32 protein-coding genes are annotated in these 25,227 nt (G+C 35.3%); 16 read left to right on the forward strand and 16 right to left on the reverse strand.

Annotated features, from left to right (window positions below):
- The 4 genes from tsaD to LS70_RS04510 all read left to right on the forward strand — a co-directional run bounded on the left by tsaD (nucleotide 1) and on the right by LS70_RS04510 (nucleotide 4,425).
- Nucleotides 1-1,020, forward strand: coding sequence for a tRNA (adenosine(37)-N6)-threonylcarbamoyltransferase complex transferase subunit TsaD (gene tsaD / locus LS70_RS04495; protein WP_034288325.1), 1,020 nt, complete (start codon nucleotides 1-3; stop codon nucleotides 1,018-1,020).
- 63 nt (nucleotides 1,021-1,083) lie between these two features.
- A complete protein-coding gene (gene tpx, locus LS70_RS04500; protein ID WP_034288328.1) occupies nucleotides 1,084-1,578 on the forward strand; it encodes a thiol peroxidase in 495 nt (164 codons plus the stop codon).
- Complete coding sequence (locus LS70_RS04505) at nucleotides 1,578-2,132, forward strand: YqiA/YcfP family alpha/beta fold hydrolase (protein ID WP_201273962.1); 555 nt, start codon at nucleotides 1,578-1,580, stop codon at nucleotides 2,130-2,132. The genes tpx and LS70_RS04505 overlap by 1 nt, the downstream gene beginning before the upstream one ends.
- Nucleotides 2,133-2,310: 178 nt before the next feature.
- A complete protein-coding gene (locus LS70_RS04510) occupies nucleotides 2,311-4,425 on the forward strand; it encodes a carbon starvation CstA family protein (protein WP_138109350.1) in 2,115 nt (704 codons plus the stop codon).
- A 37-nt stretch (nucleotides 4,426-4,462) separates the two neighbouring features.
- On the opposite strand, the gene LS70_RS04515 is transcribed toward LS70_RS04510, so the two are convergent.
- Nucleotides 4,463-4,720: a helix-turn-helix transcriptional regulator gene (locus LS70_RS04515; protein WP_034288136.1), complete on the reverse strand. Its 258-nt coding sequence runs from the start codon at nucleotides 4,718-4,720 to the stop codon at nucleotides 4,463-4,465.
- A gap of 90 nt (nucleotides 4,721-4,810) precedes the next feature.
- On the opposite strand from LS70_RS04515, the gene LS70_RS04520 reads away from it, so the two are divergent.
- From LS70_RS04520 to nspC, 4 genes are all read left to right on the forward strand, one after another.
- The gene (locus LS70_RS04520) at nucleotides 4,811-5,053 is read left to right on the forward strand and encodes a hypothetical protein (protein WP_138109351.1); all 243 of its coding nucleotides are present in this window, start codon (nucleotides 4,811-4,813) and stop codon (nucleotides 5,051-5,053) included.
- Nucleotides 5,054-5,179: 126 nt separating this feature from the next.
- Nucleotides 5,180-5,380 carry a KCU-star family selenoprotein gene (gene kcuS, locus LS70_RS04525; protein WP_034288133.1) on the forward strand — a complete coding sequence of 67 codons (201 nt, stop codon included), beginning with the start codon at nucleotides 5,180-5,182 and terminating at the stop codon, nucleotides 5,378-5,380.
- A 79-nt stretch (nucleotides 5,381-5,459) separates the two neighbouring features.
- Nucleotides 5,460-6,278: a 3'-5' exonuclease gene (locus LS70_RS04530; RefSeq protein ID WP_034288130.1), complete on the forward strand. Its 819-nt coding sequence runs from the start codon at nucleotides 5,460-5,462 to the stop codon at nucleotides 6,276-6,278.
- Entirely contained in the window at nucleotides 6,220-7,509 is a 1,290-nt protein-coding gene (gene nspC, locus LS70_RS04535) for a carboxynorspermidine decarboxylase (protein WP_081949704.1), read from the forward strand. The genes LS70_RS04530 and nspC overlap by 59 nt, the downstream gene beginning before the upstream one ends.
- Here the strand turns inward: nspC and LS70_RS04540 are convergent.
- On the reverse strand, nucleotides 7,506-7,895 hold the full coding sequence (locus LS70_RS04540; protein WP_034288128.1) for a hypothetical protein: 390 nt from the start codon (nucleotides 7,893-7,895) through the stop codon (nucleotides 7,506-7,508). The two genes, nspC and LS70_RS04540, sit on opposite strands and share 4 nt — an antisense overlap.
- 115 nt (nucleotides 7,896-8,010) lie before the next feature.
- Complete coding sequence (locus tag LS70_RS04545) at nucleotides 8,011-9,036, reverse strand: isoaspartyl peptidase/L-asparaginase family protein (RefSeq protein ID WP_034288124.1); 1,026 nt, start codon at nucleotides 9,034-9,036, stop codon at nucleotides 8,011-8,013.
- Nucleotides 9,037-9,184: 148 nt separating this feature from the next.
- On the opposite strand from LS70_RS04545, the gene LS70_RS04550 reads away from it, so the two are divergent.
- Nucleotides 9,185-10,390, forward strand: coding sequence for a 2,3,4,5-tetrahydropyridine-2,6-carboxylate N-succinyltransferase (locus LS70_RS04550; protein ID WP_034288121.1), 1,206 nt, complete (start codon nucleotides 9,185-9,187; stop codon nucleotides 10,388-10,390).
- Nucleotides 10,391-10,399: 9 nt separating this feature from the next.
- Here LS70_RS04550 and ychF read toward each other — a convergent pair whose 3' ends face one another.
- From ychF to LS70_RS04570, 4 genes are read right to left on the reverse strand one after another with little or no spacing between them, the layout of a single operon-like run.
- Nucleotides 10,400-11,506: a redox-regulated ATPase YchF gene (gene ychF / locus LS70_RS04555; RefSeq protein WP_034288118.1), complete on the reverse strand. Its 1,107-nt coding sequence runs from the start codon at nucleotides 11,504-11,506 to the stop codon at nucleotides 10,400-10,402.
- A 9-nt stretch (nucleotides 11,507-11,515) separates the two neighbouring features.
- A complete protein-coding gene (locus LS70_RS04560; RefSeq protein WP_034288115.1) occupies nucleotides 11,516-12,934 on the reverse strand; it encodes a leucyl aminopeptidase in 1,419 nt (472 codons plus the stop codon).
- Between the two features lies 1 nt (nucleotide 12,935).
- Nucleotides 12,936-13,520 carry a DedA family protein gene (locus LS70_RS04565; protein WP_034288112.1) on the reverse strand — a complete coding sequence of 195 codons (585 nt, stop codon included), beginning with the start codon at nucleotides 13,518-13,520 and terminating at the stop codon, nucleotides 12,936-12,938.
- Between the two features lie 54 nt (nucleotides 13,521-13,574).
- Nucleotides 13,575-13,913, reverse strand: a complete 339-nt coding sequence (locus tag LS70_RS04570; RefSeq protein WP_034288108.1) for a rhodanese-like domain-containing protein — start codon at nucleotides 13,911-13,913, stop codon at nucleotides 13,575-13,577.
- A gap of 38 nt (nucleotides 13,914-13,951) precedes the next feature.
- Between LS70_RS04570 and LS70_RS04575 the strand changes: the two genes are divergently transcribed.
- Entirely contained in the window at nucleotides 13,952-14,650 is a 699-nt protein-coding gene (locus tag LS70_RS04575) for a uroporphyrinogen-III synthase (RefSeq protein ID WP_034288105.1), read from the forward strand.
- On the opposite strand, the gene LS70_RS04580 is transcribed toward LS70_RS04575, so the two are convergent.
- The 4 genes from LS70_RS04580 to selD form a co-directional block, all read right to left on the reverse strand.
- The gene (locus LS70_RS04580; RefSeq protein WP_138109352.1) at nucleotides 14,639-15,382 is read right to left on the reverse strand and encodes a M15 family metallopeptidase; all 744 of its coding nucleotides are present in this window, start codon (nucleotides 15,380-15,382) and stop codon (nucleotides 14,639-14,641) included. The two genes, LS70_RS04575 and LS70_RS04580, sit on opposite strands and share 12 nt — an antisense overlap.
- Nucleotides 15,372-15,629, reverse strand: a complete 258-nt coding sequence (locus LS70_RS04585) for an HP0495 family protein (RefSeq protein ID WP_034288102.1) — start codon at nucleotides 15,627-15,629, stop codon at nucleotides 15,372-15,374. The genes LS70_RS04580 and LS70_RS04585 overlap by 11 nt, the downstream gene beginning before the upstream one ends.
- 9 nt (nucleotides 15,630-15,638) lie before the next feature.
- Nucleotides 15,639-16,019 (reverse strand): YbgC/FadM family acyl-CoA thioesterase, encoded by a 381-nt coding sequence (locus LS70_RS04590; RefSeq protein WP_034288099.1) that lies wholly within the window; start codon nucleotides 16,017-16,019, stop codon nucleotides 15,639-15,641.
- Nucleotides 16,020-16,097: 78 nt separating this feature from the next.
- Complete coding sequence (selD, locus tag LS70_RS04595; RefSeq protein WP_052083329.1) at nucleotides 16,098-17,093, reverse strand: selenide, water dikinase SelD; 996 nt, start codon at nucleotides 17,091-17,093, stop codon at nucleotides 16,098-16,100.
- A 190-nt stretch (nucleotides 17,094-17,283) separates the two neighbouring features.
- Here selD and LS70_RS04600 point away from each other — a divergent pair, with 190 nt between their 5' ends.
- Nucleotides 17,284-18,057, forward strand: coding sequence for a sulfite exporter TauE/SafE family protein (locus LS70_RS04600; protein WP_034288093.1), 774 nt, complete (start codon nucleotides 17,284-17,286; stop codon nucleotides 18,055-18,057).
- A gap of 6 nt (nucleotides 18,058-18,063) precedes the next feature.
- Here LS70_RS04600 and LS70_RS04605 read toward each other — a convergent pair whose 3' ends face one another.
- The 4 genes from LS70_RS04605 to nadD all read right to left on the reverse strand — a co-directional run bounded on the left by LS70_RS04605 (nucleotide 18,064) and on the right by nadD (nucleotide 21,165).
- On the reverse strand, nucleotides 18,064-19,767 hold the full coding sequence (locus LS70_RS04605; RefSeq protein WP_138109353.1) for a cation:proton antiporter domain-containing protein: 1,704 nt from the start codon (nucleotides 19,765-19,767) through the stop codon (nucleotides 18,064-18,066).
- 108 nt (nucleotides 19,768-19,875) lie between these two features.
- Nucleotides 19,876-20,241: a methionine-R-sulfoxide reductase gene (locus tag LS70_RS04610; RefSeq protein WP_034288090.1), complete on the reverse strand. Its 366-nt coding sequence runs from the start codon at nucleotides 20,239-20,241 to the stop codon at nucleotides 19,876-19,878.
- Entirely contained in the window at nucleotides 20,234-20,587 is a 354-nt protein-coding gene (gene rsfS, locus LS70_RS04615) for a ribosome silencing factor (RefSeq protein WP_034288088.1), read from the reverse strand. Before rsfS ends, LS70_RS04610 begins: the two co-directional genes overlap by 8 nt.
- Nucleotides 20,539-21,165 carry a nicotinate (nicotinamide) nucleotide adenylyltransferase gene (nadD, locus tag LS70_RS04620; protein ID WP_034288085.1) on the reverse strand — a complete coding sequence of 209 codons (627 nt, stop codon included), beginning with the start codon at nucleotides 21,163-21,165 and terminating at the stop codon, nucleotides 20,539-20,541. The genes rsfS and nadD overlap by 49 nt, the downstream gene beginning before the upstream one ends.
- A 43-nt stretch (nucleotides 21,166-21,208) precedes the next feature.
- Between nadD and LS70_RS04625 the strand changes: the two genes are divergently transcribed.
- Nucleotides 21,209-21,943 carry a prepilin peptidase gene (locus LS70_RS04625; RefSeq protein ID WP_034288081.1) on the forward strand — a complete coding sequence of 245 codons (735 nt, stop codon included), beginning with the start codon at nucleotides 21,209-21,211 and terminating at the stop codon, nucleotides 21,941-21,943.
- A 28-nt stretch (nucleotides 21,944-21,971) separates the two neighbouring features.
- Entirely contained in the window at nucleotides 21,972-22,520 is a 549-nt protein-coding gene (locus LS70_RS04630) for an adenine phosphoribosyltransferase (RefSeq protein ID WP_034288076.1), read from the forward strand.
- Here the strand turns inward: LS70_RS04630 and LS70_RS04635 are convergent.
- Nucleotides 22,515-23,651, reverse strand: coding sequence for a UDP-N-acetylglucosamine--N-acetylmuramyl-(pentapeptide) pyrophosphoryl-undecaprenol N-acetylglucosamine transferase (locus tag LS70_RS04635; protein ID WP_034288073.1), 1,137 nt, complete (start codon nucleotides 23,649-23,651; stop codon nucleotides 22,515-22,517). The two genes, LS70_RS04630 and LS70_RS04635, sit on opposite strands and share 6 nt — an antisense overlap.
- Nucleotides 23,652-23,820: 169 nt before the next feature.
- Here LS70_RS04635 and LS70_RS04640 point away from each other — a divergent pair, with 169 nt between their 5' ends.
- From LS70_RS04640 to LS70_RS04650, 3 genes are read left to right on the forward strand one after another with little or no spacing between them, the layout of a single operon-like run.
- The gene (locus LS70_RS04640; RefSeq protein WP_034288070.1) at nucleotides 23,821-24,300 is read left to right on the forward strand and encodes an acyl-CoA thioesterase; all 480 of its coding nucleotides are present in this window, start codon (nucleotides 23,821-23,823) and stop codon (nucleotides 24,298-24,300) included.
- 43 nt (nucleotides 24,301-24,343) lie between these two features.
- A complete protein-coding gene (locus tag LS70_RS04645) occupies nucleotides 24,344-24,634 on the forward strand; it encodes a hypothetical protein (RefSeq protein ID WP_034288067.1) in 291 nt (96 codons plus the stop codon).
- 2 nt (nucleotides 24,635-24,636) lie between these two features.
- Nucleotides 24,637-25,116 carry a tRNA (cytidine(34)-2'-O)-methyltransferase gene (locus LS70_RS04650; protein WP_034288064.1) on the forward strand — a complete coding sequence of 160 codons (480 nt, stop codon included), beginning with the start codon at nucleotides 24,637-24,639 and terminating at the stop codon, nucleotides 25,114-25,116.
- Nucleotides 25,117-25,227 lie beyond the last annotated feature (111 nt).

Consider the following 25,227-nt stretch of genomic DNA (forward strand, 5'->3'; position numbering starts at 1 on the left):
TTGAATCTCATTTTAAGTATTGAAAGCAGTTGTGATGATAGTTCTATCGCTCTAACTGCGATTGATACTTATGATTTAATCTTTCATCAAAAAATTTCTCAAGAGACAAAGCATAGTGCTTTTGGTGGTGTTGTTCCCGAGCTTGCAAGTCGTTTGCATGCAGAATCCTTACCGCTAATCTTAGAAAAAACAAAACCTTATTTAAATTCTCTCAAAGCCATCGCAGTAACAAGCGAGCCGGGTTTAAATGTAACCTTATTAGAAGGTGTTATGATGGCAAAAACGTTAAGCTATGCTCTAAATTTACCTTTAATTGGCGTCAATCATCTAAAAGGGCATTTGTATTCTTTATTTTTAAAACAAAAAGAAATATTTCCCTTAGGTGTTTTGCTAGTTTCTGGGGGACATACAATGCTTTTAGAAGCACAAAGTTTTGACAAAATTTCTATTAAAACACAAAGTTTAGATGATAGTTTTGGAGAGAGTTTTGATAAGGTTGCAAAAATGTTATCTTTAGGCTATCCGGGTGGTCCGATTGTGGAATCTTTTGCAAAAAAGGGAAATGCAAGATTCACACTTCCGATTCCTTTGCGTAGCAAAAAGCAGTTTGCTTTTAGTTTTTCTGGGCTTAAAAATGCTGTGCGTTTAGAAATTGAAGAGGAAATACAAAGAAATGCTACATTAAATGAGGTTTTTAAAGAAGATTTGTGCAAGAGTTTTCAAGAAAGTGCCATTGCGCATTTAATGCAAAAGTGTAAAATTTTCTTTGAAGAAAATGCTAGAAATTCTAAGAGATGGAAGCACTTTGGCGTAGTTGGTGGGGCGAGTGCAAATCTTGTTTTAAGAGAGAGAATTTTAGAGATGTGTAACTTTTATGGAGTAGAATTGCTGCTAGCACCTTTAGAATTTTGTGCTGATAATGCTGCAATGATTGGGCGCGTTGCAGTGGAGTCTTATAAGCGCAAGGAATTTAGTGCAATTGATTTTTTGCAAACACGTCCTAGAATTACTATGTTTTAATGTTAATTTTAGTTTGTATATTTAATAATAAAAGCCTAAAAATTTTAAAAATAAGGAATTGATATGGCAACTTTTAAAGGAAGTGCAGTAACATTAGCAGGCAAAGCGGTAAATGTAGGTGATAAAGCACCAGAAGTAACTTTAGTAGCAGGTGATTTGAGTGCAAAAAAAGTTGGTGGGGCAAGTGGAAAATTTCAAATTATTAATGTTGTTCCGTCTCTTGATACAGGAGTTTGCGCGACACAAACACGTAAATTCAATGAAAAAGCAGCATCACTTCCAAATGCAGAAGTTTTTGTTGTATCTCTTGATTTACCATTTGCACAAGGTAGATTCTGCTCCACTGAAGGTATTGCAAATGTTGTAGCATTGAGTGATTTTAAAAATAAAGATTTTGGAAATGCTTATGGCGTGCTTTTGGCAGATTCTCCACTTGCAGGATTATTAACACGCGCGGTATTTGTTGTAAATCCAAATGGAGAAATCGTGCATAAAGAAATTGTTGGCGAAATCACAACAGAACCAAATTATGATGCTGCATTAAACGCAGTAAAATAATGCAAAAGGTGCTACTTTATCTCCATGGATTTCGCAGTGTTGGTCTGTGCCATAAAGGGAAGCAAATAGCTTCCTTTGCACCAAATTCTCTCACTCCAAATCTTCCTTATATTCCAGAATTAGCAATTGCTTATGCAGAATCGTTAATTGTGCAATATGGTGCGCAAAATCTTTGTCTTATTGGTAGCTCGCTTGGGGGTTATTATGCAACTTATTTGGCGGATAAATATTCCATTAAAGCTGTGCTTGTAAATCCTGTGGTAGATGCTTATACGACTTTATTGCCAGCAATTGGTAGAATTTTAGTTCCTTATACTGGAGAGTCATTTTTTTGGGATTTATCTTTAGTGGAGAGTTTAAAACAGTATTATGTGGAGCGTATTCAAAGTGAGCTTTATTGTGTGCTTTTGCAAAAGGGGGATAAAGTGCTTGATTATACGATTGCAAAAGAACGCTTTAAAGAATGTAAATGTGTAATAGAAGAGGGTGGGTCGCACCATTTTGAAAATTTTTCTCATCAAAAAGATACTATTCTTTCTTGGGCTAAGCAATAAATTTAGTAGAATTTATTGTGATTCTGTCTTTTTAATTAAATTGAGTAAAAAATAAACATTTTAATCACTTTTCTAAAAAAGAAACATAAAATATTATCAAAAATAAATTTTTAGTTTTGTGATTTAAAATAAAAATATATAATAGCTTTACCTAAATTATAAATTTTAAGGGAGATCTATGAATAAGATTTTAAGTATGGCGATATGGGCAGTTGTCGCTTTTATTGGTGCTTGTGGTTTTGGTGTTTTGGCATTGCACAAAGGAGAGCAAATTTCTGCAGTATGGATTGTTGTTGCAGCAGTTTGTATTTATGCAATTGGGTATCGTTTTTATTCAAAATACATTGCAGAAAAAGTTTTAGGGTTAGATGATAATCGTGCGACACCTGCTTTGGTGCAAAATGATGGTCGTGATTTTGTGCCAACAAATAAAATTGTTTTGTTTGGACACCATTTTGCTGCGATTGCAGGGGCGGGTCCATTAGTCGGTCCTATTCTTGCGGCGCAAATGGGATATTTGCCAAGTATGATTTGGATTGTTGTTGGGGTTGTGTTAGCAGGAGCTGTGCATGACTTCACAGTTTTATTTGTTTCTATGCGCCGTAATGGAAAATCTTTGGGAGAGATTATTAAGTTAGAACTTGGTAAGGGTGTTGGAAGTATTGCAATGATTGGTATTCTAGGAATTATGATGTTAATTATTGCGATTTTGGCATTAGTTGTGGTTAATGCTCTTGCAGAATCTCCTTGGGGATTATTTACAATTGCTATGACGATTCCTATTGCAATTTATATGGGAATTCATATGCGCTTTTTACGTCCGGGTAAAATTGGAGAAGCTAGTATTATAGGTTTTGTTTTACTGCTTTTATCACTCTATTATGGACAAGTTGTAGCAGAGAATCCTACAATGGCGGAAATCTTTACTTTAAGCCCTATAACATTGACTTATATTATGATTGGATATGGTTTTGTTGCAGCAATTTTGCCTGTTTGGTTTTTGCTTGCACCAAGAGATTATCTTAGCACATTTTTAAAAATAGGTGTTATTGTTTTAATGGCGGCTGGAATCTTATTTGTAGCACCCGATATTCAATTCCCAGCAACAACAAAATTTATAGATGGTAGCGGTCCTGTTTTTAGCGGACAACTTTTTCCTTTCTTATTTATTACTATTGCTTGTGGGGCAATTAGTGGATTCCACGCATTAATTTCAAGTGGAACAACTCCAAAAATGTTAGAGAGAGAATCGCATGCTAGAATGGTAGGATATGGTTCAATGGTTATGGAATCTGCAGTTGCAGTTATGGCATTAATTTCTGCTTGTATTTTAACTCCGGGCTTGTATTTTTCTATTAATGTTGCTCCAGCAGGACTTGGAACTACGGGAGTTACAGATGTTGTGCAGGCAGCAGCAATTGCAGCGCAGACTATTAACAATTTTGGCTTTGTAATTACTCCAGAAGAAATTTTAGGTATGGCAAACAATATTGGAGAGAATAGTATTTTAAGCAGAACTGGTGGTGCGCCGACATTTGCTATTGGTTTGGCGATGATTATTTCTGAGATTCCACTTTTTAATCAAGGCTCAATGGCATTTTGGTATCACTTTGCAATTTTGTTTGAAGCATTATTCATTCTAACAGCAGTAGATGCAGGAACTAGAGCAGGACGCTTTATGGTGCAAGATGTATTAGGAAATGTTTATAAGCCGATTGGCAATATCCATTCAATGTTTTGGGGAGTGGTTGCAACTTTAATTTGTGTTGTAGGTTGGGGGTATATTTTATACCAAGGCGTAACAGACCCTCAAGGTGGGGTAAAATCACTTTGGACACTTTTTGGTGTTTCTAATCAAATGCTAGCAGGTATGGCTTTATTGCTTGTTGTTGCTGTATTGTTTAAGATGGGGCGCTCTAAACAAGCTTGGGTTGTCATACTTCCTGCAGCTTGGGTTTTGATTTCTACGCTTTATGCAGGAATCCTAAAACTTCTTCCTGCAAATGGTGAAAGAATCCATGATGCAGTGAGTCATATTGCTTTATGGCAAATCAATACAGAAAAAGCAGCAGCTGCGACAGACCCAGTTTTAGCAGAGAGATTTGCAACAATTGCGACTAACAATTTAATTAATGCTGGGCTTTGCGCATTCTTTATGTTTGTAACTTGTTTGATTTTAATCCAAACAATTCGTATTTGTATTAAATGCACAAAGGGTGAAAATACGATTCCACTTGCGGAATCTCCTTATTTGAAAACTAGTGATTATGAAGGGCAAGTTGTCGTGCATTAGCTTTATTTAATCTAAGAGAACTTCTCTTAGATTAAAATTAAGCTCTAAAAAAACTACATATATCTACTTCTAATGCTTTAGAGATTTTATATAAATGCTCTAAATTAAAATGTTTTCCATATCTACAACATTCACAGTTTGAGTAAAATGCAACAGATTTAATTCCAATTTCTAATGCTAAATCAAGTTGTGATATTCCTTTGCTTTCTCTGATTTCTCTTACAGATTTAGAAATATGTTTGTAAAAGCATGCAATCTCGTCTTTAGTGGTGTTACAGAAATTATTTTCTACCATATATTTATCCTATAGGGTTAAGTATTATTTAAACTTTATATGGTTAAAATCTCAATATCTATATCCTATAGGATAAATAAAAGGAGTTAAATGAAAAATTTGTTGATTACATTGAGTTTGGTTGCTGCTATTGCAAATTTTAGTTTCGCAGCAGATAGTAAAAATGATATGGTAGAAGAAGCGAAAAGTAAAGCAATTGATATTGGCATTAGTGCAATTAGTGGATTGTTATCTGGTAAAAAGACTGATGATATTATCAAAGAAGCAAAGGATCAAGCAATCGAGTCTGCGCAAGATACAGCTAACAAAAAATTAAACGAAGTAAAAAAATAATCAATTAATTCCCCTATTCTTTTAGGGGGATTCTACTAAGCTACATATTACGACTTATTAAGCCTTCAATTTCATATTTGATTTTTAATTATAAATTTTCTAAAATACTGCACTTAAGGATAGTTTATGCAAAGAATAATTTTATATTTAAAAATCCTTTATAGGAGATCTGATAGATTTTTTCATTTGCTCGTAGGTATGCCAAGTTATGACAAATATTTGGAGCATTTTAGGAAAAATCATCCTGACAAGATTCCAAAAACACAAAGGGAATTCTTCAAAGAGGCGATGGAAGCCAAATATGGTGCTGGTCGCAATAAGTGCTGATGAATAAAGCTATAAGGTTTATAGATACAGATTTTCAGCATTTTTTGTTACAAATAGTAAATTAGCTGCGGAATTTTAAATGCCAAAACGTTATGATAAAATTATTGCAACTCTACAAAAACGCCCAGTGAGCGAAAATGAGCTTTTATCTTTGCTCTTGCCTGTTGCTGGGTTATTTGGAGATGTGCAAAGTGAGTTGGAGATTTTTAAAAATAGTGGAATCCCTATTGAGATTGCACATCAGCATATCTATTATCGCCCAAATTTAACCCCCATTTTGAAAGAAACCTTTTGTGTTGTAGATATTGAAACAAATGGACATAATCCCTATGTGCATACTCCTATTGAAATTGGAGCGGTGAAATTTCATCAAGGAGAGATTATAGAGACTTTTGAATCTTTGATTTTTAACGAAGAGATTCCAGAATCTATCACAAAAATCACTGGGATTGATGTGCCAATGTTGCAAAATGCTCCAAAATTGCCCAATGTTTTAGAGAAGTTTAAGTTATTTTTAGGAGATAGTATTTTTGTGGCGCATAATGTGGAGTTTGATTATAGCTTTCTTAGTCAATCCTTGGAAAAATGTGGGTTTGGGTATTTATATAATCCGCGCCTTTGCACGATTAAGCTTGCGCAAAAAACATTGGAATCTCCACGTTATTCGCTTGGTTTTTTAAATGAGTTCTTAGGGATTTATCATCAAAATCTACATCGTGCTTTGCAGGATTCCAAAACTGCATTAGAGGTTTTTAAAATCGCTTTAAAGAATATTCCAAAAAATCTCTATACAAGCAAGGATTTGCTAGAATTTGTCAAAAATCAGCCAAAGGGAATGTATGCAAGAACAAATAACGCAAAATTCACGCAAAACCAAAATAGCAACAAACTGCACTAAAAAACAATCTTTAACATACAATTATCCGCAATGTTTTAAGGATATTCCTAGCCCTTGTTATGTGCTAGAAGAAGAAAAGTTTGAAAACAATCTAAAATTATTAAATGCTGTGCAAGAAAAAAGTGGTGCAAAGATTTTGTTGGCACTTAAGGGTTATGCGTTATGGAGAAGTTTTGATTTAGCAAAGCAATATTTAAGTGGAGTAACAGCAAGTGGAATCTATGAAGCACGTTTAGGTTTTGAGGAATTTGGCAAAGAAGTAACAACGTTTAGCCCTTCTTATAAATTAGAAGAAATGCGTGAGCTTGTGCAAATTTCTAATCATATTATTTTTAATTCTTTTGCGCAGTGGCAAAGTTTTAAGGATTTAATTGAAGCGCAAAATGTTTTAAGGGAGCGTAAAGGGGTTGCTAAAATTGAAGTGGGATTGCGTGTGAATCCAAAATATAGTGAAGTAACTCCGGCTATTTATAATCCTTGTATTGAGGGTTCTCGTCTTGGGATTCCGCCAGAAGAGTTTAAAAAAGGGGTTAAGAAGTTTGGGTTAGAAGGCATTAGTGGTTTGCATTTTCATACACACTGTGAGCAAAATAGTGATGCACTAAAGCGCACTCTAAAGCATTTTGAGAAACATTTTGGAGAGTATATTTCAAAAATGCAATGGATTAACTTTGGTGGAGGACATCATATTACACGCAAAAATTATGATGTGAAGTTGCTAATAAGAATCATCAAAGACTTTAGAAAAAAATATAAAACTGAAGTGTATTTAGAACCCGGAGAGGCGGTAGGTTGGCAATGTGGATTCTTGATAGGAAGTGTGATAGATATTGTGAAAAATGGCATAGATATAGCTGTTTTAGATGTGAGCGCAGCAGCACATATGCCAGATTGTTTAGAAATGCCATATCGTCCAAATGTGCGTAATAGTTATATGGCAAAAGCATTTGTTAAAAAAGATAGATTGCGCTTAAAAGGCGAGAAGTCTTATAATTATCGCTTTGGTGGTCCAACTTGTCTAGCAGGAGATGTGATTGGGGATTATAGTTTCAAAGAAGCCTTGAGAATTGGCGATAGAATAATTTTTGAAGATATGGTGCATTATACAATTGTAAAAAACAATACATTTAATGGAATTCCTCTTCCTAGTATTGGTGTAATTCGGAAAAATGGGAGTTTTGAGCTATTGAAATCTTATAATTATGAAGATTATAAGCATCGCAATAGCTAACGACTCCCTAGTCCAACAGTAAGTGCTTGGTCTAGCAGTGCTTTGCGCTCTGGATTAATGTTTTTAAAATGGCGTTCAATCTCTAAAATAAGTTTTGCATTAACATTTTTATGTGCGGTTAAAATGGCAACAAATTCCAAATCAAAATCTTTAATTTCTTGCATATATTGTTCATAGTGTGCGCAAGCAATTTTGCTGTAAGATTTTAATTGTTCTAAGGAGTTTCCTTTTTCTTTTAGCATTTCTAAGAGTTCTTTTGCATTTGGGATTTTGGTTGATGGATTTTTAGAATCTTTTTTACCTTTGCTATTCCACAAAGCATAACCAAACGCAATTACTAGCAATACGCATATAAAAAGTATTAAAATCAAAATCCAACTTTGCATCATTAACCTTTTTTAAGTTTTGAAAATTATAGCGGATTTTTTTAAAATTATTATTGTTAAAGTGTATTGAGTGTTAATGAAATTAACACTCAATCCCCACACAAGGGGATAAATTTTATTTTTCTACCGGCCAAAAAACTTTAGGTTCTTTGCCGATTCTTGCTTCTCCATGAAACATTCCTAGTTTATCTTTTGTCCAAGCATAGCCTATTTCTCCATTTTTATCAATAGAGATAATTCCACCTGTTCCACCAAGTGTAGCTACTTCTTTAACAGCTTCTTCGGTTGCTTTTTGAATATCAAGATTTTTGTATTTGTATAAAGAAGCAACTTCGTGTGCTGCAGCTACTCTGATATAAATATCTCCTGTTCCTGTGCAAGATACAGCAACAGAATCATTATTTGCATAATTACCAGCACCAATAATTGGAGAATCTCCAATGCGACCCGTCATTTTATTTGTTGTTCCGCCAGTGCTTGTTCCAGCTGCCAAATTTCCATTTTTATCTAAAGCAATTGCTCCTACTGTTCCTAAATAAGGTTCTGTGCTAGAACCTAAATGCGCTTTTGCTTTATCGCTATCAAGCAAAATTTCTTTGCTTTTTTGCGCATCTTTTAGTTGCTTATATCTATGGTCTGTGTAGAAGTATTTTTGTGTAACAATATCTAATCCATTAGCTTTAGCAAGTTTATCTGCGCCTTCTCCAGCAATAAGTGTATGTGGAGTTTTTTCCATAACGACTTTTGCAGCTTCAATAGGATTCTTGATTGTTCTAGCCATTGCGACAGCACCAGCATTTAAGCTTTTTCCATCCATTAAAGAAGCATCAAGCTCATTAAAACCATCAGAAGCAAATACTGCCCCTTTCCCAGCATTAAATTCTGGGCTATCTTCCATAACTTTAATAGCAGCAATAACTGCATCAATAGAGCTTCCCCCATTTTCTAAGATTTTCTGTCCCGCTTTTAGAGATTCTTTCATTACTTTCTCTCTTGCTGCAAAATCTGCTTTACTTAATCCCAAACCACTTGTTCCACCATGAATAACAATTACTGGTGAGAAGTCTTGTGCTAGCAAATTTGAGCTTGTCAAAAATGCACAACTTGCTAAAATTAGTAATAACTTTTTGCTACTTTTCATAGTATCTCCTTGTAGATAGAATTGCTTTGTTTAAGGACAAAAGCGGCGATATTTTATTACAAATCTTATTATGTAAAAATAAAATTTAAGTTTTTAAAAAATTATATAAATTTGGCTATAATCTAAAATATTTTATAAAGGAGATTTTATGAATCAAGCAGAATTTAAAACTAAAGTTGAAACAATCCAAAGTCGAGCAAATTATAAAAAACCTATTGGGTTTGGGATTTGTTTTGTTGATGTTGGTGTAATAAGTAATAAAGTTTTACAAGCAACTTATCCTGTGCTAAATTGGGGAGAAAATTTTGGAAGTTATGCAATTTTTTCTTCATTGCGCGAGGAATGTGAGGTGCTAGAAGATAGTGAAAGTGAATTGGTGCTTGGAATCACAGAAGAATTTGTGCTAAAGGCATTAGAAGATTTTTCTCCTTATATTGCAGAAGCGCAGGCTAATGTTAATGCGCATAAAAATGTTGCAGTCGTGTTAGAATTACAACGTGCTTTACAAGAAGATAGAATCTATACAGAAAATGGAGATTTTCGTTATAGATTTTGTGCGATTTATCAAGATGCGCAATGCAAGAGTGTAGAGTCTGCGTATATGAAGCTACTTGCACTTTCTCTTGGCAAAGCACCGCTTAGAAGTTTGTATTTAGATGGAATCTTTGGGTTGCTAAGCAATGTTGCTTGGAGTGGTAATGTGCCTTATGAGCTTGATTGGTTAAGAGAAAATGAAATTGCACTAAAAATGCGCGGAGAGTTTCCAGCAATTGATTTTGTGGATAAATTCCCACGTTATTTAATGCAAGTGATTCCGCAATATGACAATATCCGCTTGCTTGATACTGCAAAAACACGCTTTGGTGCATATCTAGGGACAGGTGGTTATACGCAAATGCCGGGTGCTAGTTATGTGAATTTTAACGCAGGTGCAATGGGTGCTTGTATGAATGAAGGACGTATTAGCTCGAGTGTTATTGTGGGTGAAGGTAGTGATGTTGGCGGTGGTGCTAGTATTTTAGGCGTATTAAGCGGCGGCAATAGCGACCCTATTAGTATTGGCAAAAATTGTCTTTTGGGAGTAAATAGTTCAACAGGAATTTCTTTGGGTGATGGTTGTATTGTAGATGGTGGAATCGCAGTGCTTGCTGGAACTGTGTTTAAGATTTCAGAAGAAGAAGCAAGAAAACTTGCAGAAATTAATCCGGGCTTTGAGATTAAAGAGAGTGGGGTTTATAAAGGAAGAGATTTATCAGGTAAAAATGGAGTGCATTTTAGACAAAATGCAAAAACAGGAGAAATGATAGCATTTCGCTCTAATCGTAAAATAGAGTTAAATTCCGCTTTGCATTAATGCGGAATTTTATACATTGAATCTAAAGTGCATGATGTCGCCATCTTGCACAATATAATCCTTGCCTTCTACACGCATTGCGCCTGCCTCTTTTGCCTTTGTTTCTCCACCATATTGAATAAAGGCATCATAGGCAATCACTTCAGCACGAATAAATCCTTTTTCAAAATCTTTATGAATAACTCCAGCTGCAATAGGGGCTTTATCGCCTTTGTGGATTGTCCATGCGCGCACTTCTTTAACTCCTGCTGTAAAGTAGCTAATAAGTCCAAGTTTTTTGAATCCTAGTCGGATTATTGCATCTAAACCACTTTCTTGCACACCTAACGCCTCTAAAAATTCTGCTGCTTCTGTATCGCTTAATCCTACTAATTCTTCTTCAATTTTTGAGCAGAGTTTAATCACTTCCGCATTTTGTTTTGTGGCATATTCTTTAAGTGCAGTTACAAAAGTATTATCCTCACTCAAGCCTTCTTCATCGACATTTGCGCCATAAATAATATCTTTATTGGTTAAAAAGCGCAATTCTTTATCAAGTAAAAGAAAATAATCATTTGCTTTATCATTAAATGTGCGCACAGGATTGCCTGCTTCAATATGTTTGAGCAAATTTTGTGTAATCTCTAATTGTGCTTTTGCTTCCTTATCCACTCCACTTTTTGCAGTTTTAGTTAGTCTTTCTATGCGTTTTTGAAGAGTTTGCATATCTGCAATGAGTAGTTCTGTTTCTATAATCTCTACATCACGTAAAGGATTAATACTGCCTTCAACATGTGTAATATTAGAATCTTCAAAACAGCGCACAATATGCAATATGACTTCTGTTTCTTTAATGTTTGCTAAAAACTGATTGCCTAGCCCTTCTCCTTTGCTCGCACCTTTAACAAGCCCAGCAATATCTACAAATTCTACTACTGAATGTTGGATTTTTTGTGGATTAACAATTTTAGCCAAAGCATCAAGACGTGCATCAGGAACGGGAACAATAGCTTTATTGGGTTCAATAGTGCAAAAAGGATAATTTGCAGATTGTGCGTTTTGTGTTTTGGTTAATGCGTTAAAAGTTGTAGATTTTCCGACATTTGGAAGCCCTACAATACCGATGGATAAACCCATAAAAATCCTTTATTTTATTTTGCTTGTGATAAATTCTACAACAGCGCGCACTCCAGCCCCTGTTGCTCCAAAGGGATTAACCCCCCAAGCTTTTTCCACATAAGCTGGTCCTGCAATATCTAAATGTAGCCATTTTTGTTGCAGAGATTCTTCTACAAATTCTCCCAAAAACATTCCTGCACTAATTGCACTTCCATAGCGACTAGAGGGAATATTGCATAAATCTGCGACTTCGGAGTTAAAAAGTTTGCGCAAATAGGGATTAAAAGGCAATGTTACGCTAAGTTCCCCAGCATTAAATGCAGCTCTGTTAAATTCTTCTGCTAGTTTTGTATTGTATCCCATAACACCGGTGCTATAATCTCCAAGTGCTACGACACAAGCACCAGTTAGTGTAGCAAGGTCTAACAAAAAATCAGGCTTTAAATCACTTGCATAGCTTAAGCAATCTGCTAATACTAAACGTCCCTCCGCATCAGTATTGCGCACTTCTATGCTTTTTTGATTGCGTGCAATTAAAATATCATCAGGTTTATACGCATCTCCCCCAATCATATTTTCTGCTAGCCCTAAGATTCCGTGTATTTCAGCTTGTAAGTTAAGTTTAGCGACAGCTTCTAAGATTCCAAGCACAGCGCAAGCTCCGCTTTTGTCAGCTTTCATTGTTGTCATATAATCACCCGGCTTTAAGCTAAGCCCTCCAGAATCATAAGTTAAGCCTTTTCCAACAAGGACAAATTTAGGTAGTTTTTTGCCTTTACCAACCTTCGGCAGGTAGGTTAAATGCACTAAATAAGGAGCATTTGCGCTTGCTTTTGCGACTGCTAAAAATGCGTGCATTTGTTCTTGTTTTAAGAATTTTTTGTCATAAATTTCACAAGAGATTCCAACTTTTTTCGCTCTTTTTTTAGCGACTTCTGCAATATATTTTGGTGTTGCAATTGCAGGGGGAGTATTAATAAGTTCGCGCGTGTGGTTAATGCTTGTGCTAAGGTGTTCTGCTTTTTCGATAACTGCTTTTAGTGCAGTGGTATCAAGTTTTGGTGCGTGGAGATGAATTTCTTTTAGAGAGCTTTTTACTTTTTTGCTTTTAAAAGTCTCAAAAGTGTAGTTTCCAAGTAGAAATCCTTCGCACACTTCTTTGGCAATTTGTAAGCTATCCACACTAAGGCTTGCAGAAGAAATTTTGAGTTTTTTTATACTTGGAATCGCATTAGCAACCGCATCACGCACAGCATTAGGGAAAGGATAGGTATGGCTATCAATTCCTATGAAAAATTGCCCTCCAATAAAACAGCAACCTTCACCTTTATAATCCCTTAGTGCAAGTGCATCTTTTTGTTCTTTTGTGAGATTTTTTGGCAATTTTTTGTCAAAAATCAAAAGGATTTCTAAATCACTTTTTTTATCACTTACTAGAATTTTCATTTTAATCTCCCATTATCTTTTTTTCAACTTTTTGTGTAACTTTGTGTAAATAATAATAGATTCCACCACCCAAAAAAACTGCAAATGGAATTGCAACATAATAGTGCTCTTTTGCATAATGCACTATGGCGAGTAATTCTTCTCCAAAATAATAGGCTAGAATAATGGTGATTGCAGCCCAAACAAGTGCGCTAATAAAATTAATAAAAGCAAAGGTTTTTGCGCTATATCTTGTAACACCAATGCTCATTGGAATGACAGTGCGCATTCCATAGAGATAGCGTTGCACAAAAATAATTGGCCAGCCATAACGTTGCAAGAGCAAATGTGCAAGGGCAAATTTTCTACGTTGCGTTTGTAATTTTTTGTAAATGAATTGCTTATTGTAGCGTCCTATGTAGAAATACACTTGGTCTCCAACAAATCCGCCAAGCCCAGCAACGAAAATCGCAATAGGAATTGTCATATGCCCAGTGTGGCACATAATCCCAGCCATAATTAGTCCAAGCTCGCCCTCTAAAGTGCTCCAAATAAACAAGATAATATAGCCGTATTCTTGTAACCATTGTGTAAATAATTCTTCCACTCTCTATCTGCCCATTTAAATTAAGTTAAACGCAAAATTCTAACAAAAATTTGCTTAATTCCTCTCTATCCCTTCGCCTTCTAAAGCAATATTATGTTTTTTTAGTGCAAAATAATTCGCGTCAATATAATAAATATTGTTTAATCCCATAGAAACAAGCTGTGAGCCAAAATCTGCTGCTGTTGCTCCGCTGTGGCAATAAAGTAGAATCTTTTTATCAGGATTTTCTTTTGCTATAAGTGCTATGCGCTGTAAGGATTCTATATTAAGAGCATCTTTGATGTGGCTGATTAAAAAATATCCTCTTGAGCGCAAATCAATACTAATAAAATCTTTTGTATCTAGCGTGTTTAGTGCTATGGGTTGTGCTAAACTTTTGTTTTTAATATACATTTTACGCCCTTATTATTGAAAATTTGCTAGAATAAAAAATGGTCTATTATATCACAAAAACAAATCCAAATTTGGCGCATTTGCCGATTACAAAAGATGTTGCGATTCTCCCTTTAATCACATTGCAAACGCAGTTTGTTTCAAATATAGGGACACAACTTCAACAATGTGATAGCTTAATTTTTACTTCTAAAAATGCAATTTATGCTTTAAATGAAAATTTAGAATCCTTAGAGCAGAGCAATGCATTAAAAGAGCGTTGGAAGAGTTTGCCAAATTTTGTCATAGGGCAAGGTAGCGCAAATGCGTTAAAAGAACTTGGAATGCAAGCAGAATTTATCGCCACACGTGCTTATGGAGAAATTTTTGCGCAAGAATTAATGACTCTTTTGCAAGGCAAAAAACCCTTATTTTTACGCGCAAAAAAAATTGCTTCAGAGATTCCAAAAATTTTAAGAGAAAATGGAATTGCTTTACAAGAAGCAATTTTATATGAAAATACCCCAAATCTTTTAGAAAATCCACCAAAATTACAAAGAGGTTCTATGATTTTATTTAGTGCCCCATCGCATATTGAGGCATTTTTGTTAAATTTTGTTTGGGATTGTAGTTATATTGCTATCTGCATTGGCGCAAGCACTAAAAAAGCTGCACAAAAATTGCTTCAAAATGCGGAAATTTTGCAATCTCCTGAGCCAAATGCGCATTGTGCATTAGAATTTGCATTAAGGCTTTAGGGTTTTGACTTTCTTTGCATAGCAGAGAATCTCTGGACGATATTCAAAGTGCATCGTATCATAATGCCACCAACGCCCACCCCAAATAAAGCCTTCTTCTTCAAATGCTTGGATAATAACTTGCGGAATCATTGGAATATTTTGTTGAAAGGCTTTGTGTTTTAAATCCCACAACCAATAGCGTGATTGCGCGACATTAATATCCATAGCGATTCCAAAACTATGCGGGCTTAGGCGGTTTGTCCCTGAAATTTTACGCCATTTATACGTCCCGCCGATATTTTTTAGATATTGCATAAAAAGTGGATTTGTTTTTAAAAGTTTTTCTAAGCGCAATTTTGTGCGCAATAATGCTTCATACGCTCCATTTTGTGTATTAAATAAAAGTGTTGTTCCATCTAGCCATTGCAGTGGTTTTAAATGCGATTCCACATTTGCTTTACTATCGCCATAAATACTTTTAAGGAACGCGTAATCTCTAATGCGCGTGCTGTCTTTATAGGATTCCATTGCATAAGATTTTAGAGGATAAGGATAAGCAAAGGAATCTGCAAGTTTGGAAGATTCTAATGCGAGATTGTATTGTGCTATATTTTTAGGTGTAGAAATACTTGCAATCTCCCAATTATCTTTGAAATGCGGATAGTGTTGCAAAAGGCATTGTGTTGCAATTTTTGGATTTGCGAAAGCAAAATTTGCAAGAAATATAAAGAAGAAAAATCTATAAAACAAATTTTATCCTAGAATCTTTTTGTAATGCTTGAAAAATCAAATCCCTTTCTTCTTGACTTTCTACTTCAATTTCAAGATTAATGCTGTGGTATTTGCCACCACTGCTTTCTTTTCCGGGTGTGTGAATAAACTCTTTGTTGATATTTTCTAATGCAGCTAAACGCAATGTATCTTTATCAAATCCAATAATGCGATAATGCCAAATGCAAGGGTATTGAATTTGACGATGAGCCGTAGTTTCTTGCATAAAAATCCTTTAAAGTGTATGAAAAATTTTCTCCGCCCAAGCTGGAATCTTTGTAATTTTTTGTGTGTTAGAATCCATACAAACAAGCGTCAATCGTGCTTTAAAAATTTCTTTTTGTGTGTTTTGTAGGCAAATGGTTTGCAGAAGTTGCACTGAAGCGTTTTTAAAAGCAATACATTGTGTTTGCACTTCTAATAAGTCGCCAAGTTTTGCAGGATACAAAAACTCAATTTGCATATCTTTGACGACAAACCCTATACCATTTTGTAAAGGTGGAATCCCTGCATTAAAAAAAACTTCAGAACGCGCTCTTTCACAAAATTTTAAATAATTTGCGTGATATACGATTCCACCACAATCTGTATCTTCATAAAATACGCGAATTTGCATTGTAAAATCCTAAATTAAAATTCCCTGATTATACATAAACTCACTTCTTTTTGGCAAGTTTTTAAGAATCATATAAGGTTATTCTATAAAAATTCTAGCAGAATTTTGTGTGCTATAAGGCTCAATTTCTCCGATAATTTGTGCAGATTCTATGCCATTATCTTGCAGAGCTTTGCATAAAATTTGTGCTTGTGTTTTATCAAGCGCAAATACAAGCCCTCCAGAAGTTTGCGCATCAAAAAGCAGAATTTCTAATCCATAAAATTTTGAAGTTTTGGAGAGATTAAATTTACACAAATGTTGTGTTGCTTTTTCATTTCCACAACTTCCACCCGGAATAATTCCATCTTGCGCAAAAGAAATCGCTTCTTGGACAAGTGGAATCGCATTACCATTCAAGCGGATATTGATATTTGGATTTAGCATTTCGCTTAAATGTCCCAAAAGCCCGAATCCTGTAATATCTGTGCAAGCGTGAATTTCAAATTTGCTTGCAATCTCACAGGCTTTGCGATTAAGCGTTGCCATAATCTTAGAGATGTTTTCTTGTAGTTTAACATCTAAGAGATTTGCTTTTAGAGCTGTGGTTAAAACTCCCATACCAATGGGTTTTGTGAGAATTAGCGCATCGCCGACTTTTCCCCCATTGTTGCGCCAAATTTTATCAGGGTGAATAATCCCGCTGACGCTTAAGCCATATTTTTGCTCATCATCGGCAATTGTATGTCCGCCAACAAGCGCACCTCCTGCTTCTTTGATTTTAGATAATCCACCTTCTAAAATAGCGTGCGCATAATCTTGCGGGATTCTGCACATATCCCATAGCATTAAATTAAGTGCGCAAGTTACAGAGCCACCCATCGCATAAACATCACTTAGAGCATTTGCTGCCGCGATTTGTCCATAAGCAAAGGGGTCATTGACCACAGGGGTAATAAAATCTGCTGTTTGCACAAGTGCTAATGTAGGGCTTAGACGATAAACTCCAGCGTCTTCATTGCCCTTAAAATCGACTAAAATATTAGAATCTGCATTGTTGTGTAATGTGCTTGCAAGATGTGAGAGGTCTTCCAGACCTACTTTGCCCGCTCAACCAGCAACTTTAACAAAATGTGTGATTTTGATTTGTTTATCCATTTTTTACTCCATTGCCTAAATTCTAACATACTTTTTGTAAGTTTAACTTTGAAAATTTTTGAGTTTATGAGGTTGTTTTGGTAGAATTTTCCTTAAAATTCGTATGTATTTCACATAAGGAAAATTTATGGAACTCCTAATTTCTGAACCTTTTTATAGTATTGCACTTTTTAGCATTGGAATCCTAACAGGAATCTTAGCGGGATTCTTTGGGATTGGAGGGGGAGCTATTTTAGTTCCTTTAGTGATGATGTTAGGGCATGATATTAAAATTGCGATTGGAATCTCTATTATGCAGATGATTTTTTCTTCTGTGTATGGTTCTTATGTGAATTATAAACGCAAGCTTTTGAATGTAAAAGACGGAATTTATGTTGGTATTGGTGGGTTGATTGGTGCTTCTTTTAGTGGAGTGATTATTGATAATGTTGCTTCAAAAACACTAGAAATTATTTTTAGTCTTTTTATTATGTATTCTTTCATAAAACTTTTTAAAGCAAGTGCTTATGGCGGAGAAAAGCGCATAGGGGAGGGCGTAGCGTCAAAAATATTTTTAGTGCTTTGCGGCTGTGTTGTTGGTGTGTTTGCGATTTCTCTTGGTATTGGTGGCGGTATGATGTTAGCACCACTTTTGGCGTATTATTTAGGATATAGTAGCAAGCAAATTATTCCACTATCCTTATTTTTTGTGATTTTTTCTTCAGTATCTGGTTTTTCTTCTTTAGCATTGCATGGTTATGCAAGTTTTAAAGAAGGGATTATTGTTGGAATCGCCTCTTTGATTGGCGTAAGGATTGGAATCTTTATGCTTTCTAAAATTGACGCGAAAAAACACAAAGTTACATTACTGATTATGTATGCAATCGTATTGAGCATAATGTTTAAAAAAATGTTTTTTTAGCTAGATTTATTCTTCAGATTCTTCTTTATCTTTTCCTAGTGCATCTTCTTGTTCTTCAATAGCCTTTAGAGCGAGATTAGAGAGAATCACCGCGCTTTCTTGTTGGCTATTTATTACACCATATAAGCCCATTCCTTTTAGCATTTCTTCTAAGCTGTCATCATCAGTTTGTGCGATGATTCTAACGCGATGTGAAATATCCATAATATGGTGGCAAGCTTGTGTGATTGTATTTGCAGATTCCACACACAAAATTACCACTGTGGAGTTTTGCACTTCAATTTCTCTGAATATCATTTTGTCAGTGATATTTCCATAAATGATATTAACCCCTTCTTTTTGCGCATTTTTTACGCGGTCATAATTAGAATCAATCACAAGAGTGTTGAAGTTGCAATTCTCTAAAAATTTTAAAACCTTTTTTCCAAGCAATCCATATCCACACACAACAACATCATTAAAAGTTTCTTCCTGTGATGTGCTAAATGAGCCGTCTTTTGGTTGCGCTTGTGTTGGAATCCTAAGTAGTCTTAGCATAAACTCTGTGCAACTATCTAAACATTCCAAAATAAAAGGTGTAGCAACCATTGAGAAAATCACCATTAAAGTTAGGAATTGATAAATTTCTTGCGGTGAAATTGTGGCTAAAAACTCTTGCCCAAAAATCGCACTTAAGATTCCGCCATCTAATTTTAAATTTAGAATCTTATGTTGGCTTGCAAGCAAGAAAATCGCAAAAGAAAACTCTCCAATTTGTGAAAGAGAGAGCGCAATACGCATACCAACCTTAGCACCTCTAAATAAGCTCAAAAAGGCAAACATTATAAGCGTTTTTGTTAAAATCATCAAAGCACATAAAATTAGCACAATGATAAAATATTTTGCCGCAAAGATTACATCAACTTGCATTCCAATGGTGATAAAAAATACTCCAAGCAATAAATCTCTAAAATACACCAAGACACTTGCTACTTGATATTTAAAAGGAGAATTAGAAACAATCATTCCTGCTAAGAATGCCCCAAGCGATAAGGAGAATCCGAAATATTTGCTCAAATATGCAGAGCCTAGAACAATCAAAAACACCGTTCCTACAAAAATTTCATCAGTTTTCATTTTTGCACTAGAGCGTAGAACGATTCTTGCTAGAAAACGACCGGGTAAAATTAATAGCAAAAGCACTACTAAAGCGGATAACCCTGTGCTTAAGAGCATTGCTCCCATACTCAAACTCGTATCGCTTAAGAGTTTAATAATGAGCAAAATAGGAATCACAGCAATATCTTGAAAAACTAAAATCCCAACAGAAGCCGCACCATAAGGCGTTCTTGTTTGATTTGTTTCATTAAGATGCTTTAGCACAATCGCTGTTGATGAGAGACTTACCGCACTTGCAATGATAACAGAAGTGTTAAAATCAAAGCGTAATAAAAGATAACAAATTGCAAAAAATGCTGCAATAGAGATTCCAATCTGCAATCCGCCAAAAAGCAAGACTTCTTGTCGCATTTGTGTGATTTTTTTGAAGCTAAAATCTAGTCCAATCATAAACATCAAAAACACGATTCCAAGTTCGGCAGCTTCGTTTAAATCCACAGAATCTTCTAAGCGGAATCCAAAAATATAAGTTGTGAGTGTTCCTGTAACGATATATCCAATAATTGCAGGAATCTTTAAGCGATTAAGCACGATTCCAGATATAACAGCCATTGCCAAGACACAGATGATTATAAGTAACGGCTCGATAGCATTCTCCTTTAAAAAACCGAGATTATATAGTATTTATTATGTTAAAATTATAAAATATTACAATAATTTTTAAGAGGATTTTTCACCCTTAAAAATCAAAGCAACAGAATTTACACAATGGCGCGTGTTTTTTTCTGTAAATCCCTCTCCTAAAAAAACATGCCCAAGATGCCCACCGCAGTTTGCACAAAGAATTTCTGTGCGCCTACCATCAGCGTCTAATTGTTCTTTGATTGCACCTTTAATACTTTCATCAAAGCTAGGCCACCCACAACCACTATGAAACTTGCTCTCCGAAGTGAAAAGCGGAGCGTTGCATTGCTTGCAGACATACACCCCTTTTTCAAAGAAATTTTCATATTCTCCGCTAAAAGGTGCTTCTGTGCCTTTGTGTAAAAGAACTCTTTGTTCTTCTGCATTGAGCGCATTATACATTAGCGATTCTCCTTTCTTTAAGAAGTTTTTGCAAAAACTCTTCTAAATTAAATTTTTTGCGTTGATTTTCTGTAAAAATATGCACAATCACATCGCCCAAATCCGCCACAATCCAATCTGGATTCTCATCATCAATCTGAAAAAAACTCTCTCCCTTTTCTTTAAGCGGTTTTTTCAGCGCGTCTAAAAGTGCTAATGCATGGCGGTCGATAAGTGCTGTTGCAATCACAACATAATCCACAAAATAATCTGTTTGGCTAAGGTCAAAAACTTCAATATTTTCCGCTTTTTTATCTTCTAAAATTTGACAGATTTCTTGCGTGAATGCTTTTCTATCTTCTTGCAATTTGCTTCCTTTATTACGGATTCTAAAATGCTATTAGGAATCCAATCTTTTAGTGCCACACCTTCCCCATTTTCTAGCATTTTACGTAATTGTGTCGAGCTAATTAGAATCTCTTGAAACTCCAATACTCTATAATTTTTGGGGATTGTGTAGCCATTGCGTGGAATTATAACAAATTCTACATTCTTTTCTAGCCAAGAATATTGCTCCCATTTTGGCAGGGATTCTACATTATCCGCCCCAAGAAGCAAAAAATACAGCGCATTTTCCCCAAAATCATAGGAATCTTGAATGTATCTTAATGTTTTAAAAGTTGGTGTTGGTGCATTTTGACGCACTTCAAAATCTAGCACAATAAGCGTGCAATTTTCATTTTCAAAACTTTTTTTTAATTGCTCTAACCACCCTAAACGCAGATTTGGAGTGAAATAAAATGCGTCTTTAAAAGGGCTTAAAAAATTAGGAACAACAAAAAGCGTATCAAGTTTTAATTGTATAATTGCATTTTTGATAATAGCTAAATGCCCATTATGCGGAGGGTCAAACGAACCTCCAAAGATTCCAACACGCTTTTGCATACATTACCTTTTTTGGTTAAAATTTTAGCAAAAAGAAGAATAAATGGAAGTTTTAACCCTTTTTTTAATCTTTGCTTTTGGAATCAGTTTTGGCGCGTTTGTGAATGTTTTAATCTATAGGATTCCGCGCAATCTTAGTATTTTTCTCCCAAACTCTTTTTGTCCAGAGTGTAAGACACCTTTAAAATGGCGCGATAAGATTCCTTTATGCAGTTATATTTTAAATCACGCAAAATGCCGTTATTGCAGTGCCAAGATTCCACCTTTTTATCTTTTAAGCGAGTTATTTGGTGGAATCCTTGCAGTATTTTGCTATGTTTATTTTTTTGCGACCATTAGCGCGCTTACACTTTTCTTTTTGGTGCTTCTATTTTACACACTAAGTGTAATTGATACGCATTTTCTAGCGATTCCAGATTCTTTAAATTTTCTAACACTCGCCTTTGCTTTAACCTTTGCATTCTCTTATTATGATGAAATCCTAATCCCTTGCATTGTTTGCTTAAGCTTTATCGGATTTGCCACGCTTCTAAGGCTATTTGTGAGTTTTTTAGCAAAAAAAGAAACACTAGGGGAGGGAGATTTGTTACTTTTTGGCACAATAGGTTGCGCTTTGGGTGCATTTTACGGAGCTTTAGCGATTTTTCTAGCAGCACTTTATGCCTTATTTTTCATTCTCCTAATGCGCGTATTTTTAGGGCGCAAAAATCCCATTATTCCTTTTGTGCCATTTTTATTTTTAGGATTTTTAAGTGCATTTGTATGGCAAATAGTGTAGAATTTATTTTTTAACAAAGGAATCTTAAATGCTAAAACCTGAAGAAAAAGAGTTTCTACTAAATTCTATCCGCGTTATAAACGATTATCCACAGCCCGGAGTTATATTTCGTGATATTACGACATTAATCAACAACAAAGAAGCCTTTAGCTTTACAATCAATCATCTAAAAAAACGTTATGAAAGTTACAATTTAGATTTTATTGCAGGCATTGAAAGTCGAGGTTTTATCTTTGGTGCTGCTTTAGCATATGCGTTAAACATCGGTTTTGTTCCAATCCGCAAAAAAGGCAAACTCCCTTACACTACGATTGCCGAAAAATACACGCTAGAATATGGTTTTAGTGAGATTGAAATCCATATAGACGCTTTTAAAGGCACGCAAAAAGAGATTCCAAGTGTTTTACTTATTGACGACCTTATTGCCACAGGTGGCACTGCACTTGCAGGAGCGAAACTCATCAAACAAGCGGGTGCGCAATGTATAGAATCTTGTTTTATTATTAATCTCCAAGATTTACATGGCGCAAAAGAAATGCAAAAGCACACCCCAATTTATAGTTTATTAGATTTATAGAGCGATTTTTTGCTCTATAACATCACACATTAAATCCACTGCATTACTTGCGCATTCTTTTTGTAAATCTGCGCTAACTTGTGCGATTCTGCTTTCAAGAAGCTCTAAACTATCCCACAAAACCTCACAAAATAAATCTTGCTCCAAACACAAAAACCCGAGCCCTTTTTCTTCGATAAACTTTGCATTGTAATATTGATGATTAGAAGCCGCATAAGGATAAGGGACAAAAAGTGCAGGAAGCCCATTAGCGCATAATTCCCATAGCGAGCTAGCTCCAGCACGACACACAGCAAAATCACAAAGTGCATAAATTTCAGCCATCATTTTACTAAAGCCAAAAACCACCACATCGACACCGCTAAACTCTCCTAACTCTACAAATTCCACTCTATCTATTATTTGCGATTCTGTGGAATCTTGCCAAACTTTTAGAGACTCTTTTAAGATTCCAACCTTTAACCCTTCATTTGCATATTCACTCACCACGCGCACTAAGTCTTTGTTTCCGCATTGATGAAAAACCTTGATTCCACGCTCTTTAAGCACGTTTAAAGAACTTAGCGCAAAATTATTTATCGCCCTTGCACCTTGCGAGCCACCCATAAAAAGCAAAGTCTTAACCGCACTTCTTACTCTAGCTTTTGTGAAAAAGACTTCCATTACAGGATAAAATTTAATCGGCGAACTCTCTAAATACGAAGAGAAAAATATCTTTGCTTTGGGTTTTAAAATCCTATTTAAACGCCCAATCGCTGCATTTTGTTCGTGGATAATAAGCGGAATCCTAAGCGCGCTTGCCCCAAAAGCAGCTGGTGCAGCAGAATATCCACCCACAGAAAGCACAAAATCAGGCTTAAACTCTTTTATGATTCCATAAGCTTTTTTAAAAGCACGCCCTTGTTGCCATAATGCCTTTAAAAACCCGATTCCGCGTTTATTGACAACCCCGCTTGTTTCTAAAAACCATTTTTGAGCAAATTTTTCTTCTTTTTCAAAATACGCTTTATCTTGCCCACTGCTAGAACCTATGAAAATACAAGAATATCCCCTAGCACTAAACGCATACAAAAACGCTTTCGCAACACTCAAATGCCCCCCAGTGCCACCACCGGTAATAACAACACGCATTAAAAAACCTTTGAATATAAGAATCGCAAAATAAATTTTACAAATTATACCAATTCTCGTAAAAATGTAACAACTTATTAAAAAGTTAAAAATTTTAATCACTTTTTGCAAAATCCACTACAAAAAAATGCTAATATATATCCAAATCCATAAAATAAGGAATCCTAAAATGAATAGTTTTGAAAATGTCTTTGATATTAAATCTCTAACAATGTCGATTTTGATGACTCCTGCAGTTGCAAACTTCAAAGGACGCGTGCATGGTGGAGATTTGCTAAAGCTCCTAGACCAAGTTGCTTATGCTTGTGCTTCTCGCTATTGTGGTAGATATTGCGTTACACTTTCAGTCGATAGTGTAAATTTCAAATATCCTATCGAAGTAGGCTCTCTTGTAACCTTTCTAGCTTCTGTGAATTACACAGGAAACAGCTCGCTTGAAGTAGGAATCAAAGTCATCGCAGAAGATATCCAAAAGCGCACCGTAATGCACACAAATAGTGCGTATTTTAATATGGTGTGTGTTGATAATGATGGCAAACCTACCAAAGTGCCACCACTAGAGCCAAAAACAGAAGAAGAAAAACGCCGCTTTGAAAAAGCGCAAAAACGCAAAGCAGCTCGTATGGAACTTACAAAAAAAGCACAATAAATTCTAAAAAATTTTGCTATAATTTCTCCTTATTGGAGAAGTTATGCAAACCACACAAAAACACCACGATTCCGCGCATATTGCACAAGATATTATGAAATATCAATTAACGCAATTTTGCAAGCGCAACACCCAAGCAATCGCAATAATCTTAAAAGCACTTTTACAAGGTGCGAAGCATTATCCAAAATCCACATTTCAAGAAACCCAAAAAGATATTTTGCAAGATTCCGCACTTTTTCAAGATGAGATTCCAAATCCTAGCAAAACAACCCCAAAAGATTCCGCAAAAAAAGATTCCAAAAAATCTTCCCCATTAAATATAGAAGGATAAGTTTGCGATTCCATATTGTTTTACATCAGCCGCGTATTCCGCAAAATACAGGAAATATCGGCAGACTTTGTTTTGCAAGCAATACAACTTTACATTTAATCCACCCTTTAGGCTTTAGTCTCACACAAAAGGAGCTAAAACGCGCTGGAATGGATTATTGGGAACATTTAAAAGTCTATGAATACGCAAGCACACAAGATTTTTTTGACACACACACGCAAAGCCCCTTGCCACATTTCTTTTTGACAACCAAAACAACCACTCCCTATTATACCGCCCCTATGCAAACAGGTGCATATCTGCATTTTGGGCGCGAAGATGCTGGACTTTCTCAAGAGATTCTAAGCGCGCATGCTTCATATTGCTACACAATTCCAATGCAAAATAATGCTCGCAGTTTAAATCTCGCCACAAGCGTTGGAATCGTCCTATATGAGGGCATTAGACAATCTGTGCAAAATTTTCATTTACCTTTTGTTTAAAATTCTTTCTTTCCACTTGACTTTATAAGATTCTTTTAGATAAAATTGCAGCCTATCTTAATTTTCTATGATAAAGGAGAAATGGTGAATAAACAGAATTCAAAATTCACA

This window comes from Helicobacter sp. MIT 11-5569 (assembly GCF_000765695.2).
Classification (GTDB): Bacteria; Campylobacterota; Campylobacteria; order Campylobacterales; family Helicobacteraceae; genus Helicobacter_D.

Coding starts and splice junctions, on each gene's coding strand:
- tpx (WP_034288328.1), top strand. CDS start 1,084: ATGGCAACTTTTAAAGGAAGTGCAGTAACATTAGCAGGCAAAGCGGTA.
- LS70_RS04505 (WP_201273962.1), top strand. CDS start 1,578: ATGCAAAAGGTGCTACTTTATCTCCATGGATTTCGCAGTGTTGGTCTG.
- LS70_RS04510 (WP_138109350.1), top strand. CDS start 2,311: ATGAATAAGATTTTAAGTATGGCGATATGGGCAGTTGTCGCTTTTATT.
- LS70_RS04515 (WP_034288136.1), bottom strand. CDS start 4,720: ATGGTAGAAAATAATTTCTGTAACACCACTAAAGACGAGATTGCATGC.
- LS70_RS04520 (WP_138109351.1), top strand. CDS start 4,811: ATGAAAAATTTGTTGATTACATTGAGTTTGGTTGCTGCTATTGCAAAT.
- kcuS (WP_034288133.1), top strand. CDS start 5,180: ATGCAAAGAATAATTTTATATTTAAAAATCCTTTATAGGAGATCTGAT.
- LS70_RS04530 (WP_034288130.1), top strand. CDS start 5,460: ATGCCAAAACGTTATGATAAAATTATTGCAACTCTACAAAAACGCCCA.
- nspC (WP_081949704.1), top strand. CDS start 6,220: ATGCAAGAACAAATAACGCAAAATTCACGCAAAACCAAAATAGCAACA.
- LS70_RS04540 (WP_034288128.1), bottom strand. CDS start 7,895: ATGCAAAGTTGGATTTTGATTTTAATACTTTTTATATGCGTATTGCTA.
- LS70_RS04545 (WP_034288124.1), bottom strand. CDS start 9,036: ATGAAAAGTAGCAAAAAGTTATTACTAATTTTAGCAAGTTGTGCATTT.
- LS70_RS04550 (WP_034288121.1), top strand. CDS start 9,185: ATGAATCAAGCAGAATTTAAAACTAAAGTTGAAACAATCCAAAGTCGA.
- ychF (WP_034288118.1), bottom strand. CDS start 11,506: ATGGGTTTATCCATCGGTATTGTAGGGCTTCCAAATGTCGGAAAATCT.
- LS70_RS04560 (WP_034288115.1), bottom strand. CDS start 12,934: ATGAAAATTCTAGTAAGTGATAAAAAAAGTGATTTAGAAATCCTTTTG.
- LS70_RS04570 (WP_034288108.1), bottom strand. CDS start 13,913: ATGTATATTAAAAACAAAAGTTTAGCACAACCCATAGCACTAAACACG.
- LS70_RS04575 (WP_034288105.1), top strand. CDS start 13,952: ATGGTCTATTATATCACAAAAACAAATCCAAATTTGGCGCATTTGCCG.
- LS70_RS04585 (WP_034288102.1), bottom strand. CDS start 15,629: ATGCAAGAAACTACGGCTCATCGTCAAATTCAATACCCTTGCATTTGG.
- LS70_RS04590 (WP_034288099.1), bottom strand. CDS start 16,019: ATGCAAATTCGCGTATTTTATGAAGATACAGATTGTGGTGGAATCGTA.
- LS70_RS04600 (WP_034288093.1), top strand. CDS start 17,284: ATGGAACTCCTAATTTCTGAACCTTTTTATAGTATTGCACTTTTTAGC.
- LS70_RS04605 (WP_138109353.1), bottom strand. CDS start 19,767: ATGGCTGTTATATCTGGAATCGTGCTTAATCGCTTAAAGATTCCTGCA.
- LS70_RS04610 (WP_034288090.1), bottom strand. CDS start 20,241: ATGTATAATGCGCTCAATGCAGAAGAACAAAGAGTTCTTTTACACAAA.
- nadD (WP_034288085.1), bottom strand. CDS start 21,165: ATGCAAAAGCGTGTTGGAATCTTTGGAGGTTCGTTTGACCCTCCGCAT.
- LS70_RS04625 (WP_034288081.1), top strand. CDS start 21,209: ATGGAAGTTTTAACCCTTTTTTTAATCTTTGCTTTTGGAATCAGTTTT.
- LS70_RS04630 (WP_034288076.1), top strand. CDS start 21,972: ATGCTAAAACCTGAAGAAAAAGAGTTTCTACTAAATTCTATCCGCGTT.
- LS70_RS04635 (WP_034288073.1), bottom strand. CDS start 23,651: ATGCGTGTTGTTATTACCGGTGGTGGCACTGGGGGGCATTTGAGTGTT.
- LS70_RS04640 (WP_034288070.1), top strand. CDS start 23,821: ATGAATAGTTTTGAAAATGTCTTTGATATTAAATCTCTAACAATGTCG.
- LS70_RS04645 (WP_034288067.1), top strand. CDS start 24,344: ATGCAAACCACACAAAAACACCACGATTCCGCGCATATTGCACAAGAT.